The 16,282-nt window shown below is 62.7% G+C and carries 15 protein-coding genes; 7 read left to right on the top strand and 8 right to left on the bottom strand.

Annotated features, from left to right (window positions below; genetic code table 11):
• Positions 1–17: 17 nt before the first annotated feature.
• The 4 genes from ACQ4WY_RS01895 to ACQ4WY_RS01880 are packed head-to-tail and all read left to right on the top strand — an operon-like array spanning position 18 to position 4,860.
• Positions 18–1,412, top strand: coding sequence for a class I SAM-dependent methyltransferase (locus ACQ4WY_RS01895; protein ID WP_436502571.1), 1,395 nt, complete (start codon positions 18–20; stop codon positions 1,410–1,412).
• Positions 1,412–2,755 carry a sensor histidine kinase gene (locus ACQ4WY_RS01890; RefSeq protein ID WP_353661027.1) on the top strand — a complete coding sequence of 448 codons (1,344 nt, stop codon included), beginning with the start codon at positions 1,412–1,414 and terminating at the stop codon, positions 2,753–2,755. Before ACQ4WY_RS01895 ends, ACQ4WY_RS01890 begins: the two co-directional genes overlap by 1 nt.
• A gap of 1 nt (position 2,756) precedes the next feature.
• Positions 2,757–3,854 carry a hybrid sensor histidine kinase/response regulator gene (locus ACQ4WY_RS01885; RefSeq protein WP_436502570.1) on the top strand — a complete coding sequence of 366 codons (1,098 nt, stop codon included), beginning with the start codon at positions 2,757–2,759 and terminating at the stop codon, positions 3,852–3,854.
• The gene (locus ACQ4WY_RS01880) at positions 3,847–4,860 is read left to right on the top strand and encodes a response regulator (protein WP_353657013.1); all 1,014 of its coding nucleotides are present in this window, start codon (positions 3,847–3,849) and stop codon (positions 4,858–4,860) included. The genes ACQ4WY_RS01885 and ACQ4WY_RS01880 overlap by 8 nt, the downstream gene beginning before the upstream one ends.
• Positions 4,861–4,871: 11 nt before the next feature.
• Here the strand turns inward: ACQ4WY_RS01880 and ACQ4WY_RS01875 are convergent, their stop codons facing one another.
• Both ACQ4WY_RS01875 and ACQ4WY_RS01870 read right to left on the bottom strand, forming a co-directional pair.
• Positions 4,872–5,279, bottom strand: coding sequence for an energy transducer TonB (locus tag ACQ4WY_RS01875; RefSeq protein ID WP_436502569.1), 408 nt, complete (start codon positions 5,277–5,279; stop codon positions 4,872–4,874).
• 68 nt (positions 5,280–5,347) lie between these two features.
• Positions 5,348–5,875, bottom strand: coding sequence for an SRPBCC family protein (locus ACQ4WY_RS01870; protein ID WP_353657014.1), 528 nt, complete (start codon positions 5,873–5,875; stop codon positions 5,348–5,350).
• 225 nt (positions 5,876–6,100) lie between these two features.
• Between ACQ4WY_RS01870 and ACQ4WY_RS01865 the strand changes: the two genes are divergently transcribed.
• The gene (locus ACQ4WY_RS01865; protein WP_436502568.1) at positions 6,101–6,886 is read left to right on the top strand and encodes a DNA/RNA non-specific endonuclease; all 786 of its coding nucleotides are present in this window, start codon (positions 6,101–6,103) and stop codon (positions 6,884–6,886) included.
• 21 nt (positions 6,887–6,907) lie between these two features.
• Positions 6,908–7,162, top strand: a complete 255-nt coding sequence (locus ACQ4WY_RS01860) for a hypothetical protein (RefSeq protein WP_436502567.1) — start codon at positions 6,908–6,910, stop codon at positions 7,160–7,162.
• Positions 7,163–7,177: 15 nt separating this feature from the next.
• Here the strand turns inward: ACQ4WY_RS01860 and ACQ4WY_RS01855 are convergent, their stop codons facing one another.
• From ACQ4WY_RS01855 to ACQ4WY_RS01830, 6 genes are all read right to left on the bottom strand, one after another.
• On the bottom strand, positions 7,178–9,514 hold the full coding sequence (locus ACQ4WY_RS01855) for a M28 family metallopeptidase (protein ID WP_436502566.1): 2,337 nt from the start codon (positions 9,512–9,514) through the stop codon (positions 7,178–7,180).
• Between the two features lie 186 nt (positions 9,515–9,700).
• A complete protein-coding gene (locus ACQ4WY_RS01850) occupies positions 9,701–12,565 on the bottom strand; it encodes a M16 family metallopeptidase (RefSeq protein ID WP_436502565.1) in 2,865 nt (954 codons plus the stop codon).
• A gap of 121 nt (positions 12,566–12,686) precedes the next feature.
• A complete protein-coding gene (locus ACQ4WY_RS01845; RefSeq protein ID WP_436502564.1) occupies positions 12,687–13,019 on the bottom strand; it encodes a type II toxin-antitoxin system RelE/ParE family toxin in 333 nt (110 codons plus the stop codon).
• A 1-nt stretch (position 13,020) separates the two neighbouring features.
• Complete coding sequence (locus tag ACQ4WY_RS01840) at positions 13,021–13,308, bottom strand: type II toxin-antitoxin system Phd/YefM family antitoxin (protein ID WP_436502563.1); 288 nt, start codon at positions 13,306–13,308, stop codon at positions 13,021–13,023.
• Positions 13,309–13,391: 83 nt separating this feature from the next.
• Positions 13,392–14,378: a sensor domain-containing diguanylate cyclase gene (locus ACQ4WY_RS01835; protein WP_436502562.1), complete on the bottom strand. Its 987-nt coding sequence runs from the start codon at positions 14,376–14,378 to the stop codon at positions 13,392–13,394.
• An 88-nt stretch (positions 14,379–14,466) separates the two neighbouring features.
• Positions 14,467–15,354: a sensor histidine kinase gene (locus ACQ4WY_RS01830; protein ID WP_436502561.1), complete on the bottom strand. Its 888-nt coding sequence runs from the start codon at positions 15,352–15,354 to the stop codon at positions 14,467–14,469.
• A 285-nt stretch (positions 15,355–15,639) separates the two neighbouring features.
• On the opposite strand from ACQ4WY_RS01830, the gene queE reads away from it, so the two are divergent.
• A complete protein-coding gene (queE, locus tag ACQ4WY_RS01825) occupies positions 15,640–16,275 on the top strand; it encodes a 7-carboxy-7-deazaguanine synthase (protein WP_353657023.1) in 636 nt (211 codons plus the stop codon).
• Positions 16,276–16,282 lie beyond the last annotated feature (7 nt).

Genomic DNA, 16,282 nt, shown 5'->3' with positions numbered 1-16,282 from the left:
CTTGATAATGCTCAATCGTGTATTCACAATCGCAGATCGATCCAGTCGTCAGCTTCCGCAACACCCAGGGTGAGGCGGTGCGCGGCACGATTTTCAACTTGCAGCGCAATTCGCTGGTCATGGAAATCTACAATCCATACTCGATTGTGCAGGTCAGCGAGGTGCTCAATGACGTGACGGTGCGCATGGGGGCGAAAAACGCCTACGTCGGCAAGGCCGTCGTCATCAGCAGCGTCAACACGGGCCTGACCGCCATCGTTTCCGTGACCCTGATCGACGAGTGGCGCGAATTGAGCGACGTGGTCGTGGTCAAGGGCGCCGTGGCGAAAGAGTCCAGCGCCTTTGTCGCCGGCTGGGGCGAGCGCTTCCGCATCCGCCGCGACTACCAAATCGTCGTCAACGAAATGCGCGCTTTTTTATCGGAAGTGGCGCGCTGGGTCGAGCAGGTCGACTTGTCGGACTCGCTGCCGAAGGAAAATGGCCGCCTGCGTCCCGATATCTTCGATGAACTGGCCTTGCCGCTGATGGAGCAGACCCAGCTGTACTTGCGCCAGCTCGAGGTGGAAGCGTCCCTCGTCGAAGAAGAGCGGGCGCCGGCCCACCGCGCATTTGCCCAGGCCGCCTTGCACCCCCTGATCCTGCGCGCGCCTTTCGTCTTCCGCACGTTTACCAAACCGCTCGGCTATGCGGGCGACTACCAGATGGTCAACCAGCTGCTGGACGATCCACGCCAGGGACCGAGCACCTATTTTCAGATCGTCAATGCGGCCTTTTTGCAGGCAGCCGTGGCGACGGCGCACCGCAACCGCATCGATATCCTGACGGAATTCCTGTCGCAGAAAGCGGCCGCGGCGCGCGCGGCAGGGCGCGTCTACAAGGTGCTCAACGTGGGCTGCGGCCCCGCCATCGAGGTGCAGCGTTTTCTCGAGACTTGCCCGGATGCGCAATGGCTGGCGTTCGAACTGGTCGACTTCAGCAGCGAGACGCTGGACTGGACGCGCGCGCGCCTGACCACCATCATGCAGCGCACGGGGCGCGTGGTCGAGATCGATTATGTGCACGACTCCGTGCATAACCTGCTCAAGCGCCGCCATGGCTCTGGTATCACGGGCTTGCCCGGCAGTTTCGACGCCGTGTATTGCGCCGGCCTGTTCGACTATCTGTCCGACAAGGTCTGCGCGCGCCTGCTGATGCACTTCGCCTCGCGCGTGGGACCCGGTGGGCGCCTGCTGGTGACGAATGTGCACGCGAATAATCCGGGCAAGTTCGGCATGGAGCATTTGCTGGAGTGGCATTTGATCTATCGCAATGAAGAGGGCTTGTCGGCCTTGCTGCCCGAGCACGCAATGGATCCCTTGATCTATGTCGACGCCACGGGCGTGAATGTGTTTGCGGAAGTGAGCATTCCTTGATGGATACTCCAGGCCTGCACGCCGGCTACTCGGCCGTTTTGCGCGACTTCCGCCTGGAATTCAGCCGCGGCGGGGCCTACACGGGCATCGTGCTGATCCTGCTGGGCATGGGCCTCGATTCGGCCCTGTATCCGGACAAGCAGTCGGCGTTCACCAGTGCGCGCATCCTTGTGTCCGTGCTGATATTTTGCGTCGTGCTGGCCATGCGCACGCGCTGGGCGCAAGACCGCATCCAGGGGCTGACTTTTGTGTGGCTGATCCTGCCGCAAATCATGATCGCCTGGATGATCGCCGTCACGGAAGGCGCCACCTCGATCTATTATGTGGGCATGACGCTGGCCATCTATTCGTCGGGCATCGTGCTGGCCTTCGGCTTGTGGCAAAACATGGTCTTCGGCGCCATCTCTTGCCTGCTGTACGTGGCCGCGTGCGCCTGGCATGCGGGCGGCTTCGACTTGCCGGGCACGTTTGTCGTCAATTGCTTGTTCCTCATCATGTCGGCCAGCATCAGCGCCGTCTTCACCTATTTCAATGAGCGTGCCCGCTTCATGCTGTTCCAGCTGAAGGCGGAAGTGGCGCAAAAGAACACGCAGCTGGAAGAAACCAACAAAAGCCTGGCCGATATCAAGGGACAGATGCTGCAGCAAGAGAAAATGGCCGCCATCGGCACCCTGGCCGCCGGCATGCTGCATGAAGTGAACAATCCCGTGAACTTCTGCATGATGGCCATCGAGGTGGCTATCGAAGACCCGGCCGCCAAGCAAAGCGCCCTCATCAGTGAATGCCTGGCTGACGCCAAGCAGGGCATGCTGCGCGTGCAGCACATCGTATCCGACTTGAAGACCTTTGCCTACCGCAAGAGCGGCAACCAGCTGGAAACGGGGCATTTCCAGTTCCGCAGGGCGCTCGATGCGGCCATCCGCCTGGTGGGGCATGAAACGAAAAATGTCAGCATCAGCCACGACTTGCCCGTCGACACCCTGGTGCGCGGCGACGAAGCGGCCATCGTGGGCGTGCTGATCAACTTGCTGGGCAATGCCGTGCTGTCCATGCGCAAGGGCAATGCGCCGCCGTTCGAGATCCGCATCACGGCCCACTGGGATGAAAACCGCCTGCGCATCAGCGTGCGCGACAATGGCCCCGGCATCGCCCCGGAAAACCTGGCGCGCGTGTTCGAACCGTTCTTCACCACGCGCGAAGTGGGGCAGGGCCTGGGCTTGGGTCTGAGCATCAGCTATGGCGTGATCGAGCGCCACGGCGGCACCCTCAGCGCAGAAAGCGAGCTGGGCGAATGGGCCAGCATGAATTTTGACCTGCAGCGCTCCGATTGGGAGGGCCGCTAGCATGGACAATGATAGCCGCGCCTGCGTACTGTACGTGGACGATGAAGAGCTCGCCTGCAAGTATTTCGAGCGCGCCGTCGGTCAGCGCTACCGCGTGCTGTCGGCGCAGAGCGTCGATGCGGCGCTTGCTCTGCTGGAAGACGAGGCCGCGCAGATCGACGTGCTCGTCACCGACTACCGCATGCCGGACCGCCTGGGCAGCGAGTTGTTGCAGGAAGTGGCGCAGCGCTACCCGCACATCGTCTGCATGCTCGTCACCGCGTATGCGGACAAAGACGTGCTGCTCGAACTGATCAACGGCGGCACGCTATTCCGCCTGCTGGAAAAACCGCTCGACTTGCCCGCCATGCTAACGGCGCTGCAACTGGCCGTGCAGACGGGACGCGAGCGCGCCGCGCGCCGCCAGGGTCTCGTGGCGATGGAGGAATCGCTGGCCTTCCTCGCGCATGAATTGAACACGCCGCTGGCGGCCATCGCCAATTTTGCGCGCGGCATCGCGCGGCGCGCGCAGGCGGACGCCGCACCGCAGGCCGAGATCGGCGAAGCGGCCGCCTTGATGCACGATAATGCACGCTATTGCCTGTCTGTCCTGGCCAGCTTTATCGATACGGTGCGCCTGGCCAGCGCCGGACCGGGCATGCAGGGGGGGCGCCGCGCCGGCAGCGCGCGCCAGCTGCTGGCCGCCTTGCTCGACAGCTATCCCTTGAGCACGGCTCAGCGCGCCGCCATCAGGGTCGAGCAGGGCGACGATTTCTCCATTGCCGAGTCACCCAATTGCGTCGCGCTGATTTTATCGTCCGTGCTGGCGAATGCCTTGCGTTCGGCCGGCGAGCAAACCCATCCGGCGATCGGCATCCGCATCGATGCCGGCCGCATCACGGTGCGCGACAACGGCGCCGGCATCGCCCCCGAGATTGTCGAACAGCTGTTGATCGACCCCGTCAGTGCCAGCGGCGGCGAAGGCAAGGGCTGGGGTATGGTGTTTTGCCACCGCATGATGCAGTCCTTCGGCGGCAACCTCGATATCGCCACCGAGTTCGGCAGTTCCACCACGGTAACCCTGAATTTCCCAGTACATATAAGGAACGAGCATGATTGACGCCAATCTGCGTTTACCGGCTCAGCGTGAGTCGGCGCAAGGCTTGCCGACGATACTCTATGTCGATGACGAGGCCAACGCCCTCAAATACTTCCAGCGCGCGATCGCGCCGCTGGCCGACGTACTGACGGCCACTTCGGTCGAGGAGGGCAAGCGCATCCTCGACGAGCAGGCCGACCGCATCGCCGTGCTGGTATCGGACCAGCGCATGCCCGGCGCCTACGGTAACGAGTTGCTGTCCTATGCCTGGGACCGCTATCCGCATATCGTGCGCATCCTGACCACCGCGTATTCCGAGCTGGAGCACACGGTGGAAGCCGTCAACCAGGGGCAAATCCACCGCTACATCCAGAAGCCGTGGGATATTGCGGCGCTGCGCATGGAATTGAAGCAGGCTTTGGAACTGGCGCGGCTGCGCAATGAACACGCCCAGTTACTGCGCGAAAAGCTGATGGTGCGCCAGCGGCAAGCCGTCGCCAACCGTATCGGCACCCTGTACGCCTTGTGCGCCAGCCTGGCAGGTCCGGAGCAGCAGCTGCCCGTGGAAGCGTATTTGTCGGCGGCCCTGACGGCCGGCGTCACGCCACCCGAGCCGAACTGGCTGTTGATGGATTATGCCGACCTGGTCAGTTCGGAAGCCTTCCGCGGCACGGCCTTTGCCGCCGCCGTGCGCCAGCAGCTCGACACGCTCGAGCGCGAGCATCCTGGGCGTGGCGTGGAACAGGTGATCGACATGCTGCTGCCCGTGTTTGGCGCGGCACTGCAAAATCAGGGCGGCACGGCGCTGTTTCTCGATGGCCGCCTGCTGACGGAATTCCTGGAAACACCGACCACCACGCCTGTCTCGTCCATCCACTCTTTCTGGCTGGCCAGCTTGCTGTGGCTGGCGCGGCGCGGCTGGTCCTTGCAGCTCAGTAAGACAGAAATGGGCTTGCAAGGCAAGGTGGTGCAGGCTGAACCGGCGCTCACGCCGGACCACCTGGCCGCCTGGATCGAGCAGTTCTAAGCTGGCGTCGCCTATTTGGTTTCTGGTTCCCATACGTAGGCGACGGTGGCCCATTGCTGCACTGGCTGGCCGTTCTGTTGCGCTGGCGTGAAACGGCAAATGCTGAGGGCCGTGCGCGCCGCTTCGTCCAGTTTGGGGTGGCCGCTACTACGTTCCAGCTGCGATTCCAGCACTGCACCATCGGTGCCGATCAGCAAGGCCAGAAAAGTCGTGCCTTGCGCCACCTCTGGCAGCGTACCCGGTGGGTATTTCGCCTTGCTGCAGTTGCGCATGTCTACCACGGCCGCTTTGACAAGACCCAAGTCGTCAGCGGCAACGGGCGGGGCTGTGGCGGGCGCAGCATGGGTATGGGCGGTGCCGGCGCAGGCCGCGAGCATGAGAGGGGCCAGCAGGCAGTCGCTTAGGGTGAGAGGTTTCAAGGGGACTCCAACAATGATATTGAAAAAAACAGGGCCGCGCGGGCCCCGTGTAGTGGCGCTGGGCGCGCTTAGCGCTCCGCAGCTGCCTTCAGGTTGTTCAAGCCTTTTTCAAAATCCTTGCCGATCATCCTGTCCATGCTGACAAACACCGTCATGACCTTGCTGACGTAAGGGCTGGGACCCGTCATGGTCCAGTTCACCTTGGTGCTGTCGCCTTCGGGCGTCATGCTAAACGTGGTGGTGTTATGGCTTTCAAACGGCTTGAGGAAGTCCAGCTTGATGACGGTGCGTTCGGGCTGGGCCGCTTCCGTGATTTCCATCCGGCCGGCGCCCACCTTGTCATTGCCTTGCCATGCATATTGTGCGCCCAGGCCATTGGTCGGCCCTGAAAACGTGCGGCGCATGGCCGGATCGAGCTTTTCCCACGGCGACCACGCGGCCCAGTAATGGAAGTCCGTGATCAGGGCGGCAATTTTCTCGGGCGGGGCCTTGATGGTGATTTCGCGCTGGACACTGAAGGTGTCGGGTTTGGTGGTGGCATAGCCGAGGATGGCGGCGACGACGACAACGATCAGCAGCAGGGTTTTTTTGATCATATGCTCTCCAAATCTTGAATGGTCGATGCGAACAAATCAAGGCAATCTTAGCAGATATGAATGGCTGTGCGCGGGCTGTTGGTCTTTATTTGCGCCAGCTCTGCGCAGGGCCGCCTGCACACCCGTTTCCCGCCGCGCACAGGCGCGCACGCCAGGTTTGTGCAGGTTTGTGGTGAGGGCCGCCGTCCGCTAGAATGCTGGCCTGCAAAGATTTCAGAGGGAAATATGATTCAACGTTCGATCGCCAGGCTGACCCTGGCGTGCGGCCTGCTGGCTTCCGCCTTTGCCGCGAACCTGGCGCATGCCGATGCCTGTCCCGCTCATTATGTGGATGGCCGCAAGCCGGAAATCACCAACCCCAAACTGGACGTGGCGACCAAGGAGCTGTGCTACAACGTGTTTGGCGTGATGCATTCGGGTATTACGCGTACGCCGTTGTGGTCGGCAGAACATTTGACGGCGAACAACCTGGAAGCGGCACAGGAATTGTCGCGTGAAAATTCCTTCCATGCCGAACGCAAGCTGCCCGTCGCCCAGCGCGCGGAATTGGCCGATTATGCGCGCAGCGGCTTCGATCGTGGCCACATGGCGCCCAACGGCGACATGCCGGACCGCCAGAGCCAGCGCGACAGCTTTACCCTGGCCAACATGGTGCCGCAAGATGCGCGCAATAACCGCTATGTGTGGGCCGGCATCGAGGGCGCCGTGCGCAAGATGGCGAAGAAAGAGGGCGACCTGTACGTGATCACGGGGCCGGCTTTTATTGGCGGCAACCTGCGCAAGGTGGGAAGAGTCATTGTGCCCAGCCATCTGTACAAGGCCGTGTACAGCCCGCGCCAGCGCGCTGGCGCCGCCTACTTCATTGAAAACGTCGACACCAAGACGTATGAAGTGCTGAGCATTGCACAACTGGAAGACAGGATAGGCATCGATCTGTTACCGTCGCTGACGCGGCAGCAAAAGTTGCGCATGCTGAGTTTGCCGAAGATCAATAGCAAGTCCAGGAAATAAGACCGTCAAAAAGGAAATCCCATGTGCGCAAAGAAATTCGTCCCGTATGCCAATGAAAGCGATGTGCTGGACATTGGCAATCTGACCATCGAAAACAGGATCGACCGTATCAGCATCAGCGGCGACATCGACCTGACCCTGGACAAGCCGGGCCTGGCCCTGGCGAAACAGCTGCAAAAACTGCTGGCCGACGTGGTGGCGCAGCTGGAAAAGCAGGAACTGCCCGACCAGCTGCCGCCGCCCGATGTCACATCGGTGGCCAATCCCTTCGAATGAAGCGGGCGGGGAGGCCTACTGTGCCGCTTTGGCGGCGCGATAGTAGCCTTTCCGGCTGAGCTCTTCCGGGGCATTTGCAACTTCATACGCGGTCAGGGCGATCGCGATGGCGGAATATTGCTGCGCCGAGCTGAAAGGCAGCACGTTCTCATACGTGTCGAGCACCGTGTGATGCACGCGGGGATAGTCGAAATCGCCGAGCACGGTAAATTTCGGCGTCGGCACGCCATGCAGGCTGAAGACGGCGTCATCGCTGCCCGCCCACGCGTTCATCGCCTTGCTGGCATCGCGCAGCGCGTCCTGGATGGTCGCGGCGAAGCCGAACACGGGATGGACGTCTTGCAAGGCCTGTTCGACCCGGCCAAACACGGGCTTCCAGGCCGAGGGAATCGCGATGCCGTCGATGGCGCCAGGCCGGCCATCGCGGTTGAGCATCATGACGATATTTTTTAATTCACCCGCATGCCGCTCGGCGAACGCGAACGCACCCTTGCGGCCGATTTCCTCCGCGCCGAAGGCGACAAGCATGATGCTGCGGCGCGGCTTCGCTTCGGATAGCGCCAGCAGGCGCATCGCTTCCAGCATGGTGGCCACGCCGCCGCCATTGTCGGCCGCACCGGTGCCTCCATCGTAGCTGTCGAGGTGGGCGCCGATCAGTACGACTTCGTCTGGCTTTTCCGTGCCCGGAATGCGGGCCACGACATTGTGATACGTCACCGGCCCCGGATAAAACCAGTTGCGGATGTCAAACTCCAGGGTGACCGCTACACCGCGCGCCAGGCGCTGGCGGATGTCGGCGTATTGTGACGCAGCCAGCTTGATGTCGGGCAAGGTCGGAAGGGTCGCCCAGGTGGCGGGCGCCGCGCTGGCGGCATACAGCGGTTCCTCGCCAGACTGGATGGTACCCAGGGCGCCGGCCTCCATCAGCACCCGGGTGATGGCCCTGGGCTGGTGGATGGTCGTGCCATCGCGCCCGCCACCCCCGCTTTCGCCGCCCGTCAGCACCCATGTGCCCTTGAATTGCGCGGCGCGTTCCAGCGCCTCTTCCAGGGTAGCCGGTCCCAGGGTGACCAGGCCCTGCTGCACGCCACGCGTGCCAGCCGTGTAGGCGGGCGTCGCCATGCGCAGGGCTTGCTCCTGGGGCGCCAGCATCTTGCCCGACCAGGGACCGCGATTGAAGCCAACGGGTATCTGGCCCGCTTCTTCCAGTTCGGCTTGCACGCCCCATTGCTGCAATTGCATGCGCGCCCACTGCGCCGCATGCGTGTAGGCGTCGCTGCCGGCCATGCGGCCGCCGAAGCGGTTGCTCAGGATGTCGAGCCAGTCCATCGCGCGCGGTTCGCTGGTGCCCAGCGCAACAATCCGGCGCGCCGTGGCGTCGCCGGACGGCGAGGGCGCGGCCTCGATGCCGGCATTCCTGCCGGACAGCGTGGCCAGGAAGGCGGGCAGCCTGTCTTGCCGGCGTGCCGCCAGCGCCGCGTCCAGCTTCGCTGAGCGATAGCGGCTATCCTGGCGCAGCAGGGTTTCGTAGGCGTGCAGCACGCCCTGCATGCCCGCCAGGTCGCTGGCGCTCTGCTGCCCGGTCTGGTCCGGGTGTTCGATCTTGAAGGCCATCACGCTGGCCAGGTACTGGAAGCGCAGCGCTTCGCGCGTGGCAGCCCTGGGAGCGATGTTCAGCCAGCCATCGAGTGCGCTTGCCTCGAGCGTGAGGTCGGGAATGTCATCGATCCATGCGCTGAGCCAGGCGCCGTCGCGCTGTTGCAGCGCCAGCGGATCGTGCTGCGCGGCCATCTGCACCACGCGCGCGCGCTCGGCCGGGGTCGATGGGCCGCGCGCGGCGCTGTCTGCCGTAGCCGCCGGCAGTGCGGCCGGCAGCGTCGGCGGCACATAGCGCTCCTTGAGCCGCGTGCCGTTCACAGGCTTGGGTTCGTTCTCATCGGTTTCGACCAGGCGTTCGCCGCTCAGCACCTTGCCTTTGGCTTGCAAGGTCCAGCGTATCGTTACCTCCGTGCTGATATCCTTGCCGTTGCGCCCCGTGCTGACACGCTTGCCGCCGTGCCGGAAGACGGTACCGGCGGGGCCGACCGTCCCGTTGACCGTGCGCGGCGGCGTGAGCTGGCCCCTTTCGTCGAGCCACGCGATCGTCGCGCGCATGCCGCCTTGCTCTTCGGTAATGTCGAGTATGCCCGTGTCGATCAGGTCGACCTCGACGCCATTCGTCGTGGTCGTGCCGGTCGCCGTCTGGAATTGCCACTGTCCGACGAGGGCAGGCGTTTGCGCGTACAGGGTGGCCGGTAGCGTGGCAGCCACGAGGATGCACGTGGCGTAAAGGTGGGGATGGAGCAGGTGCATGGTTGTCCTTGTCATGGTTTTCACTCGGGAAGAGTCGAAAAACAGTATGGGGATAACCAGATTGCCAAGATGCTACTTTCCGACCAAGGCCGGGATTTACGGACTGAAGGCGCATTTGGCCGCGCCAAATACCAGATCAACCTCGTCCGATGCGGCTTGCCGGACGAGGTTGCTCTGGCAAAACGCTTACTTCGCGAAGGCTTGCGCCGCCGGCGTCACGGTGACGGCTGACGGGTTGATGTTCAGCTTCATCGCGCCGATGACCTTGTCTTCATCGAGCAGGGCCTGCGGCTTGTTGCCGTCGTACTTGATGGGAGAAAACGCATCGCTGACGAGCTTTTCCTTCAGGCCAGCCGCATCCTTGGCAACGATCACCACGGACAGGTTCTTCGCCGACAAATGCTGTTTGATGGCGCGGTTGACGTCGGACACCGTCAGTTTCGACAAGCCATCACGCATCAGCTTGGTAAATTCCGGCGTGCCATACCATTGCGAGTCGAGCGCATAGCCCAGTTGCTGGTCCTGCGTTGACGTCATGACGAAGACGTTCTTCATCAGGTAATCGCGCGTGGTGGCGAAGTCGTCCTGCGTCAGGCCGTTGTCGATGAGCTTGCCCAATTCCGTCAGGGCCACGCGCAGGGCGAAGTGGGCGTTGTCCGGCGCCACGGGACGGATCCAGATTTCGAACAGCTGCGCCTTGCGGCCCAGGTTCGGGTTCGGGAAGAACTGAACCATACCGCGCGGGAAGGCTTCGATATACGCGTAATCGCCGTAGTTCATGCCGCGAATTTCACGGATGCGCTGGTACAGGTAGGAATTCGAGGCGCGGTGCTCGCCCAGCCAGGTTTTCGCCAGCCACAGGGCGGGGAAGTCCGGGTGCGTGCGCGTCACGTCAAGCGGCAGGCCGAAGGAAATCGCTGTGGCGCGCGTGTTTTTCTCGAGGATTTCCACTTCCAGGCCCTGCGCCTTGCGGCCTGCGGGTTTCACCGTGGCTGGCAAGCCGGGGCCGGCCGGCAGCGTCGCCAGCGCCTGCGTCAGTGTAGCCGTCATGGCGTCGGACACATCGCCGGAAATGCCCACCTTGACGGCGCCTTGCGCATACGCGCTCTTCCAGAACTGTTTGACATCGTCGAGGGTGATGGCGTCGATGCCGGCGAGCGTGCCCAGCACTGGGTGGCCGTAAGGCGTCCCCGCATACACATTGGTTTGCAGGCGTTCCTTGGCGAATTCCTCTTCGTTATTGTCCTTCAGGTCCAGCAACAACGCGTTCTTTTGCGCATCCTTCAGGCGGCGGAAGTCGTCTTCGCGGAAACCGGGCGAGAGCAGCAGCGGCAGGGCGATGGCGTTGAACTGGGTCCAGTTATCCTTGTGGATGGAAGCCGTAAACGTCGTCATTTCCTTGTCCGTCTGCTGGCTGAAACTGCCGGCCAGCGGGAACAGGGCCTGGTTGACTTCGTCGATCTTGCGCTCGGATGAGCCGCCGGACGCCACCATGGCGGCCGTCAGCGCGGCCAGGCCTTCCTTGCCTTGCGGGTCTTGCGCCGAGCCGGCCGTAAACAGCAGCTTGTAGCGGATTTGCGGCAGCGCGGACTTTTGCACCAGCACGTCGAATTTCGCGTTCGACGCGGCCGGCAGCAGGCTGGCCAGTTTCGGCGTGGTGGCGATGGCGGCCGCCATCGGCTGATGCGACAGGGTCGTCACCACCAGGCCGTCGTCCGTCAGGTATTTGCGCGCGGCCGCCTGCAGGTCGGCCGGCGTGAGCGTGTCGATCAGGCGGTAGTACTGGTTGATGGTGGCGTACGAGCGGTCGAAATGTACGAAGGACGCCAGGGTGCCGGCGATCTGCTCCGTGTTGTCGAGCGAGCGGATCAAACCGTATTTTTCGGCCGACTTGGCATCCGCCAGGTCTTTTTCGCTCACTAGCGTGTCGCGCAGCTGCGCCACGGTGGCCAGGATGGCGTCGCGCACGTAGACGGCGTCATCGATGTTTTTCACGCGCGCGCCGAGCACGGCCAGCGTCGGGTCGACCCGGTCCGGCGTCATGTCGAATAACTGATCGACTTTTTGCTCGTTCTGCACCAGGCGTTTATACAGCGGCGAGGTGCGGCCGAACGACAGCGACAGCAGGGTCGCCAGCGCGGCCTGATCCTTGTCCTTCACGGAAAACGCGGGCGCGTGGAAACCCACGGCCACCCACGGCAGGGTCGGCGTGGGCCAGGCCACGTGCTTGTAGACGGGGCCGCGCGGCGCGGGTTCCACGGGCACGGCCGCTTGCTGCTTGCCGCGCTGCCAGCTACTCCAGTATTTTTCTACCAGCGAGATGGCTTGCTGCGGTTCAACATCGCCGGCGATGATGATGGTCGTGCGCTCGGGACGGTACCAGCGGTCGAAGAAGATCTTCGAATACGCGTACTGGTTCGGCATGTCTTCGATGTCCTGGATGAAACCCATCGTCGTATGCTTGTAGGTATGCGTCGTGTAGGCGCTGTCGCGCATCACTTCGAACAGTTTCGAGACGGGATTGGCGCTGTTCTTGTTGTATTCGCCCAGCACGGCCCGCGATTCCGTCTTGAACGCGTCTTCCGCGTAATCGAGGTGCTGGAAGCGGTCCGCTTCCACCTTCAGCACGGTTTCCAGGTCTTGCTTGGCAAACGTGGTGTGGTAATTGGTCAAGTCGTCGCTCGTATACGCATTCTGGCGCGCGCCGGCGCGCGTGATGACTTCCTGGTATTTCTCCGGCGGATAGGCTTTCGTGCCGCGGAACATCATGTGCTCGAAGAAGTGGGCAAAGCCGGACTTGCCCGGCTCGACTTCATTGCGCGAGCCCGTCTGCACGGGAATCTGCAAGGAGACCAGGTTGGGGAAGCCGGTTGGCACGATGATGATCTTTAAACCGTTGGCCAGGGTCTTTTCCGTGGCCTTGAATGGCAGCAAATCGGCCTTGCTGGCGGCAGCGCTGTGGGCGGCGGCCGGTTTGACGGGCGCGGCGGCCAGGTTCGACGCGGCCATGGCCGACAGGGCCAGGGCGAAAGCAGGTAATACATTGGGCATGATTCTTGACACGAAGGCTCCTTCTTTTTTTGGAATGTGGAAAGTGCAACGCCGCAGCATAGAATATTCGTGCCGCCCTGCATAGGGGCAGGAGGCTTTCGGGCAGGTGCTGCGGGGTGGATTAAAAGTCGGGCCGCAGGATGCGTGCCGTCAGGTGGGTCAGGAAGTCGCGCCGGGTGGGCAGGAACATGCGGATATACACGATGTCGTGCGCCCGGTCATGGTGGTAGACGACGCGGATCTCTTCACACAGGCGTTGCCGCACATCCATACCGACTTCGCGGGCGGCCGCGACGGGCGTGCCGCTGTCGGGGAAAGCTTTGAGATCCGTCAATAGCTGCCGGAAAGCCGAGAGGAACTGCGAATGGGCGGCGGCCGTATGGTGCGCCTTGAAGTCGCTGCGTAATTCCTCGAAATCGGCTTGCGCGCTTTTCAGTACGATGATGCGCGCCATCTCAATCCTGGTCGAGGCTGGCCAGGAAATCTTCTTCGGACACCACGTCGTCGCGCGCGATCTCCCGGTTGCCCATGGCGATCAGCTTCATGAACGCGTGCTGTTCCTGCATCTGCCGCGCTTGCCGTTTGCCTTCCTGATACGCGTGCATGGACAGCACGACCATCTTCGCTTCGCCATTTTGCGTGATGATGATGGGCTCGTCCTGGCCCGCGTCAAAGCTGTTGACGATCTCCGTCGTATTGGCCTTGAGATAGGAAATCGGCTTGATGCGTTCCTTGAGGTTCATGGCGGCTCCGAATGCGAAAAAACTGTGACAGGACTAAATATACACCAAATTTGGTCGTGTCGCGTGTCGCTGGCACTTGTTCATTACGTCAGCGTCGCTTCCGGCAGACTGATGCGGTTGCGGCCCAGGTGCTTGGCGCGGTACAGGGCGCAGTCGGCCGTGTGGATCAGTTGTCCCAGTTCCGTGTCGGGGCCTGGCAGGGCCGTGGCGGCGCCGATGCTGACGGTGACGCAGGCGCCGTCGGGACGCTTGCGCGGCAGTTGCAGCCGTTCCACGCGCTGGCGGATGCGTTCGGCCACGATGGCCGCGCCCTTGAGCGACTGGTTCGGCAGGATGACGGCGAATTCTTCGCCGCCATAGCGGGCCACCAGGTCGTTCGTGCGCATCTCGCTGGCCACGGCGCCGGCCACCTTGCGCAGGCACAGGTCGCCGCCCTGGTGGCCGTGGCTGTCGTTGTACTCCTTGAAATTGTCGACATCGACCATCAGCAGCGACAGGGGCTGGCCCTGGCGCTGGGCACGCTGCCATTCGGCAAGAATGGTATCGTCGAAGCAGCGCCGGTTTGCCAGGCCCGTCAGGCCGTCGCGCGTGGCCAGGCGTTCCAGTTCCACGTGTGCGCGTTTTTCGTCCGTCATGTCGCGCAGGGTTTCGACGACGGCGATCAGTTCGCCGTGATTGCCATAGATGGGGCTGGCATCGACGGCCAGGTAGCGCCGCCGTCCCGTGCGCGGCATGTCGCACCAGTTTTCCGCGCACAGATTGCTGCCCGTGCTGCTGCGATATTGCTGCTGGGCATGCAAGGCGCGCATATCGCCGCCGCGCCCGGCCAACAGCAGGTCGGCCAGGGTGGGGCGCTCGTCGTTGTAAAAGCAGCGTCCCGGCTCGCGCGTGCGCAGCACTTCACTTGCCGGCACGCCCGTCAGCTGTTCGCAGGCGCGGTTCCAGATCATCACCTGGCCATGCACGTCGAGGACAAAGGTGGGCACCACCAGCAATTCCATCATCTTGACGGCGAAACCCTGGGCTTCATCGCAGGGCGATGCGCTGGCCTGTGCATGGCTATCCGGCATGTAAGCATCCTTCTTGGGGTGAATGGGAGTGGCTCGCTGGCCATGATGCAGCGTGGCGGGCCGATGATGTTGATATTGAGCAACATTTTCAGTGATGAAGCAGGGGTATCTCCTCGCAGGCGGCCAGTGGCAGTGACAGGTGCAAGGTGGTGCCGGTGCCGCTGTGGCTGTCGATGTGCAGGCTGCCGCCGGCGGCGGCCACGCGCTCATGCATGCCGGACAGGCCGCAACCGAGACGTGGTGGCGAGCCCGACAGCCCGACGCCATCGTCGCTGATGTGGCATGCCAGGGTGGCGCCCACTTGTCGCAGGCATAGCTGGACATGCGTGGCATGCGCATGGCGGGCAATGTTCGCCAGCGCTTCCTGCAGCGCGTGATACAGCAGGTGGCCATGCGCGTTGCCGGCGGCGGCGTCGCAGCGGTAATCGCAGCTGCAATCGATGCCCGTGGTGCGCTTGAAGTCCGCCAGCAAGCCGTCGCAGGCCGCTTGCAGGCCGGCGTCGAGGGCGGGCGGGCGCAGGTCGTGGATGACGCTGCGCAGCGCCGCGATGCTGAGGTCGACATTGTGCGCCATCATGGCCAGTTGCCGCGCCAGCAAGGGCGTCGCGCCATGCGTGCTGGTCTGCAGCATGGTCAGGTCGATTTTCAGGGTCAGCAGATGCTGGCCCAGGTCGTCGTGGATGTCGCGCCCGATGCGCAGGCGTTCCTGCGCGCGCGCCTTGCGCTGCTCGCTGGCCAGGTGCGCCTGCTCGGCATCCGTGCGCAACTGTTCCAGCGCTTGCAGGCGCAGCGCCAGGCGGTGCTGGCGCCACAGCAGCAGCGCCAGCGCGCCGAGCAGTATGGCGCAGGCCAGCATCAACGGGAATAGCGGCCTGGCGGCATGGCCGGCGTGCACGGAAGCGAGTGCCCCGGCCGCCAGGCAGGCCAGAATGCTCAGACGGTACGGCGGGCGTATCCAGCGTTGCACCATAGCCATGCTCCCTAAAAATATTTTCCAATTGGCAATGCTCTTACGGAAAATATATTAACCTGGGGCTATTTATATTGTCTAAACGCAAAATCTGCGCAGTTATGCCTGGCAGCGTGGCTTTCTTGTCTCTGGATGCCGCAGCGGCAGGTGGCGGGCACGGCATTTGCACGGGAAGTGTCGTGGCGGCATATAATAGAGGGTTGTCAATCGGCTTTTGCGGTGACGGCGCGTTGCGCCGGCCTCGATGCGTTCGCCCTGCGCGATGACGCCAGCCAGCTCTTAGGAAATACAGTGACTTATAGCATCAAAGAGATTTTTTATACCCTGCAGGGCGAAGGTGCGCACGCGGGCCGTCCAGCCGTGTTTTGCCGCTTTTCCGGCTGCAACCTGTGGACGGGCCGCGAAAGCGACCGCGCCACGGCCGTGTGCCAGTTCTGCGACACGGATTTCGTCGGCACGGACGGCGAGCTGGGCGGCAAGTTCAAGACGCCCCAGGAATTGGCCGCGCTGATCGACAGCCTGTGGCCAGCCAGCTACGCGCCCAGCAAATACGTGGTGTTTACGGGCGGCGAACCGCTGCTGCAACTGGACACGGCCCTGATCGACGCCATGCATGCGGTCGGCTTTACCATCGCCATCGAAACCAACGGCACCTTGCCTGTGCCAGCCGGCGTGGACTGGATCTGTGTCAGCCCGAAGATGGGCTCCACCCTGGTGGTGCACAAAGGTAATGAAATTAAGGTGGTCATTCCCCAGTTTCAGCAAGACCTGGCCGCCTACGAACATTTGGATTTCGAGAATTTCTTCGTGCAAGCGATGGACGGCCCCCTGGCCGCGCACAATATGCAGCTGGCCATCGAGACGTGCAAAAGCAACCCGAAGTGGAAGCTGAGCCTGCAAACCCATAAACTCCTGCAAATACCTTAATAAAACA

The sequence above is a fragment of the Janthinobacterium salmonicoloratum genome (genome assembly GCF_051380845.1).
Taxonomy (GTDB): Bacteria; Pseudomonadota; Gammaproteobacteria; order Burkholderiales; family Burkholderiaceae_D; genus Janthinobacterium; species Janthinobacterium lividum_F.
The sequence above is the reverse complement of the archived record's forward strand: the minus strand, read 5'-3'. Positions and strand labels throughout refer to the sequence as shown.